This is a genomic window from Streptomyces celluloflavus, from assembly GCA_000720995.1.
In the GTDB taxonomy this organism is placed as follows: domain Bacteria; phylum Actinomycetota; class Actinomycetes; order Streptomycetales; family Streptomycetaceae; genus Streptomyces; species Streptomyces celluloflavus.
Genome location: JOEL01000107.1, coordinates 1 through 4,268 on the forward strand (window position 1 = coordinate 1; position 4,268 = coordinate 4,268).

The window sequence follows — 4,268 nt, forward strand, 5'->3', positions numbered from 1 at the left end:
ATCCGATCCGAAAGCCGCTCGTCCGCTGACGACTTCACCTGTCCGGGCCTTGGCACACCCCACCCAACGACCCCAAACCACCAAAGTCACCGGTATTGCCGCTAGACGACCAACGACAGCAGCAGTACGCACACGATCCCGACGACCGAGATCAGCGTCTCCATGACCGACCAGGTCTTCAGCGTCTGGCCGACGTTCATACCGAAGTACTCCTTGACCATCCAGAAGCCGGCGTCGTTGACATGGCTGAAGAAGAGCGAGCCGGCGCCGATGGCGAGGACCAGCAGTGCGCCGTGGGTGGTGCTCAGGTCCGCGGCGAGCGGGGCGACGAGCCCGGCGGCGGAGATGGTGGCCACCGTGGCGGAGCCGGTCGCGAGGCGGATGGTGACCGCGATCAGCCAGGCCAGCAGCAGGGTGGAGATGTTCCAGTCCTTGGAGATCTCCAGGATCATCTGGCCGACGCCCGCGTCCACCAGCGTCTGCTTGAAGCCGCCGCCCGCGCCGACGATCAGCAGCACACCGGCGATCGGGCCGAGCGACTTCTCGACGGTGGTGGCGATCCGGCCCTTGGTGAAACCGGCCGGCCGGCCCAGCGTGAACATCGCGACGACGACCGCGGTCAGCAGCGCGATCAGCGGCGAGCCGATGACGTCGAAGACCCGCTGGGTGACGTCCTTGGGATCGTCGATGACGATGTCCACCAGCGCCTTGGCCAGCATCATCACGACCGGCAGCAGCACGGTGGCGACGGTGACGCCGAAACCGGGGCGCAGGTCCCGGTCCGCCGCGGCGCGCGTCGTGGCGTCCGGGGTGTCACCGGCGGTCGGCAGCATCTTCTCCGGGGGCCGGATGTCCACCCAGCGGGCCGCGTAGCGGGAGAAGACCGGGCCCGCGATGATCGCGGTCGGGATCGCGACGACCACCCCGAGCGCGAGGGTGACGCCGAGGTTCGCGCCGACCGCGTCGATGGCGACCAGCGGGCCGGGGTGCGGCGGGATCAGACCGTGCATGACGGACAGTCCGGCCAGCGCCGGGATGCCGATCCGCATCAGCGAGAAGTTGCCGCGCTTGGCGACCAGCAGCACGACCGGGATCAGCAGCACGATGCCGACCTCGAAGAAGATCGGCAGGCCGACGATGCCGGCGATCAGCACCATCGCCCACGGCATCGCCCGCTTGCTCGCCTTGGCGAGGATGGTGTCGACGATCTCGTCCGCGCCGCCGGAGTCGGCGAGCAGCTTGCCGAGGATCGCACCGAGCGCGATCAGCACGCCGGTGCCCGCGACCGTGGCGCCCAGACCGGACGAGAAGCTGGCGATGGCCTTGTCGAGCGGTGCGCCCGCGACCGCCCCGAGCACCAGCGAGCCGATGATCAGCGACAGAAAGGCATGCAGCTTGAACTTGGTGATGAGCAGGACGATGACGGCGATACCGGCCAGGACGGCGATGCCCAGCTGCGCGTGACCGGCCGAGGTGATGGGCGCGGTCGCGTCCGCTGCGAGCATCTCGACGCTGAGATGTGTCACGGCGATTCCCTAGGTTGGACGGAGGGGGAAGGGGAGAAGGGGGAAGGAGTGGACGCCGGGCGGGTTACGCGGCCCGGTCCAGCTGCCGCAGGGCGGTGACGGCCCGCCGGGCGATCTCCTGCGGGGTGCCGGACACGTCCACGGCGACGCCCGCCTCGTCGGACCCGAGCACTTCGAGCGTGGCGAACTGGGAGTCCAGCAGCGCGGTGGGCATGAAGTGGCCCTTGCGCTCGGCCATCCGCCGCTCGATCAGCGCGCGGTCGCCGGTGAGGTGCAGGAAGACCACGTCGGGGGCGGCGGCGCGCAGCCGGTCGCGGTAGGCGCGCTTGAGCGCGGAGCTGCTGACGACGCCGCCCTGTCCGGCCCGACCGTGCGCCCAGGCGCCGATGGCGTCCAGCCATGGGCCTCGGTCACCGTCGTCCAGCGGGGTGCCCGCCGACATCTTGGCGATATTGGCCGGCGGGTGGAAATCGTCGCCCTCGGCGTAGGGCACGCCCAGTTCGGCGGCCACGAGCGGGCCGATCGTCGTCTTGCCGGTGCCGGCCACGCCCATCACGACGATGACATGGGGGGTGCTCATGCCGCTTACCTCGCTGTCCTCTTTGACCTCGTGCGTCCCCCACTGAAACCTATGGAGTACGACGTATTCAAGAGTCTGTGATGTAAACATCATACTTAATGGGTAGTGGCCGGTACGGCATCCTCACCTCCCGATGCGGGCCGTCCGGCGTCCGAAGGCGGAACGTAGGCTGAGGCCATGGAATTCGAGGGGACGGGGAAGGGGCTGCACGGCCGGGTGCTGGAGTCCTTGGGACCCGCGATCACCGCGGGCGACTACCCTCCGGGCACGGTCTTGCGCACCGACGAGCTGGCGCAGCGCTTCGACGTCTCACGGACGGTCATCCGCGAGGCGATCCGGGTCCTGGAGTCGATGCAGCTGGTCGCCTCCCGCCGCCGGGTCGGGGTGACCGTCCGCCCGACGGAGGAGTGGAACGTCTACGATCCGCGGGTGATCGGCTGGCGGCTGGCCGGCCGGGACCGCCCCCGGCAGCTGCGTTCGCTGACCGTACTGCGCTCGGCCGTCGAACCGGTCGCGGCGGGCCTGGCCGCCCGCCACGCCACCCCCGCGCAGTGCGCCGAACTCACCGAGCACGCGATGGGCATGGTGGCCACCTCACGCGGCCAGCAGCTCGACGGCTATCTGGTGCACGACACGGCCTTCCACCGGGTGGTGCTGCGCGCCTCCGGCAACGAGATGTTCGCCCGGCTCGGCGATGTGGTCGCCGCGGTACTGACCGGCCGCACCCAGCACCATGTGATGTTCACCGACCCCGACCCGGCCGCGGTCACCCTGCACGTCCAGGTCGCCGAGGCGGTACGCACCCGGGACGCCCGGCGCGCCGAGGAACTCACCCGCGAGATCACCATCGGCGCGATGGCCGAACTGGACGTCCTGGCACCGTAGTTGGCGGTCGGGGCGCTCCCCCTCCCCGCTCCCCCGGGCGGTGCGGAAAGCCCGCCCGGGTGCCGTCGGGACGGCCGCGCGCCCGCTCAGAACAACGGCTGCTGCCCCGGGGTCGGCGGCTCCTCCGGGTCGAAGAGCTTCTCGGCGGGGGCCATCAGCGGGGCGATCCGGCGCGACCCCGGGCAGGAGATCAGCTCCAGGATCGTCCGGCGGCCGGGTGGGTCGTGACGGGCGAAGCGGCCGCCGACGACGGCGATCTCTCGGGTGCAGACGGGGCACGCGCGGCGGGGTGAGGACATGGAGAACATTGTGACTCAGCGGAACTCGACGGCCACGAGGTACCTGATCCGGGCGGCCAGGGCCCGTACGACGGGCGCCCGGGGGTCCGCCCGCTCGGCCATGTCCACCAGGCGCACCACGTCCTCGGCCCAGCGGCCGGTGGCCCGGTCCGCCGACCCGAGCCGCGCGAACGCCCGGTCCAGCAGCCCCCGGATCTCCTCGGCGGACCGCCCCCGCCTGACGGCCTTGACCGCGCCCAGGGCGTTGGCCAGCGCACTGACCGGAACCGGCCAGCCGCCACCGGGGGGAGCGGCCCCCACCGGCCCCGGCCCGGCTGCCCGGATCTCCAGGTCGAGGCGCCGGAAGAGCGAACCGCCGCGGAAGAAGAAGAACAGCAACCGCCGGTCGGGCGTCCGCCACGCGTCGGGGCCGCTGCGCGCCGAGAGCACCGGCAGGACCGCGTCCAGGCGCTCCCCGACCCGCGCCACGCAGTACGCGAACCGCTCGGCCGGCACCGTCCACCGCAGGTCGATATCGCTGTAGCGGTCGGCCCCCTCCCCGGCGAGCGAACCACGCAGCTCCAGCTCGGCCCCGGGGCAGCACTCGCGCAGCGCCACGACGACGGCCCGCAGCGTCTCCGCGAAGCCCCGACCCCCGGCCGCGTCCCCGATCACCTCATAGTCGAAGTCGACCGGTACGTGCGGCAGTTGGGCAATCGGCAGCTCGGCCGCACCGAGCACGAACCCCTCCCGGTCCGCCACCTCCCCGGGACCGTACAGCCGGACGCGACCGGTGCGCCCCGCCGGGGTGGCGACCCAGTACGCACCGGGCCGCGACGACCGCACCGCCCCCTCGAAGAGCACCGGCCGCCCCAGCGCACCAGCGAGACCCCGCCCCAGCGCACGACCCCCGGGACGATCCACCACCTCCGGCCCGGCACACACGTCCAGCACCCAGGAAACATCCCCACCCACCCGCCGACAGCCCCACCGCACCCC

At 71.9% G+C, this 4,268-nt stretch carries 5 protein-coding genes; 1 reads left to right on the forward strand and 4 read right to left on the reverse strand.

The genetic code is table 11. The features are described from left to right. Positions 1-101 precede the first annotated feature (101 nt). Together IH09_RS35925 and IH09_RS35930 are read right to left on the reverse strand one after the other, a co-directional pair. Positions 102-1,526, reverse strand: coding sequence for a GntT/GntP/DsdX family permease (locus IH09_RS35925; protein ID WP_052861948.1), 1,425 nt, complete (start codon positions 1,524-1,526; stop codon positions 102-104). Positions 1,527-1,590: 64 nt separating this feature from the next. Beyond that, on the reverse strand, positions 1,591-2,106 hold the full coding sequence (locus tag IH09_RS35930) for a gluconokinase (protein WP_052861949.1): 516 nt from the start codon (positions 2,104-2,106) through the stop codon (positions 1,591-1,593). Positions 2,107-2,283: 177 nt separating this feature from the next. Here IH09_RS35930 and IH09_RS35935 point away from each other — a divergent pair, with 177 nt between their 5' ends. Beyond that, entirely contained in the window at positions 2,284-2,991 is a 708-nt protein-coding gene (locus tag IH09_RS35935) for a FadR/GntR family transcriptional regulator (protein WP_052861950.1), read from the forward strand. Positions 2,992-3,077: 86 nt separating this feature from the next. On the opposite strand, the gene IH09_RS35940 is transcribed toward IH09_RS35935, so the two are convergent. Together IH09_RS35940 and IH09_RS35945 are read right to left on the reverse strand one after the other, a co-directional pair. Further along, positions 3,078-3,290 carry a hypothetical protein gene (locus tag IH09_RS35940; RefSeq protein ID WP_052861952.1) on the reverse strand — a complete coding sequence of 71 codons (213 nt, stop codon included), beginning with the start codon at positions 3,288-3,290 and terminating at the stop codon, positions 3,078-3,080. A gap of 15 nt (positions 3,291-3,305) precedes the next feature. Continuing rightward, positions 3,306-4,268, reverse strand: a 963-nt coding sequence (locus IH09_RS35945) for a hypothetical protein (protein WP_205379329.1), incomplete at its 5' end; no start/stop codon positions are given.

Coding starts and splice junctions, on each gene's coding strand:
- IH09_RS35930 (WP_052861949.1), bottom strand. CDS start 2,106: ATGAGCACCCCCCATGTCATCGTCGTGATGGGCGTGGCCGGCACCGGC.
- IH09_RS35935 (WP_052861950.1), top strand. CDS start 2,284: ATGGAATTCGAGGGGACGGGGAAGGGGCTGCACGGCCGGGTGCTGGAG.
- IH09_RS35940 (WP_052861952.1), bottom strand. CDS start 3,290: ATGTCCTCACCCCGCCGCGCGTGCCCCGTCTGCACCCGAGAGATCGCC.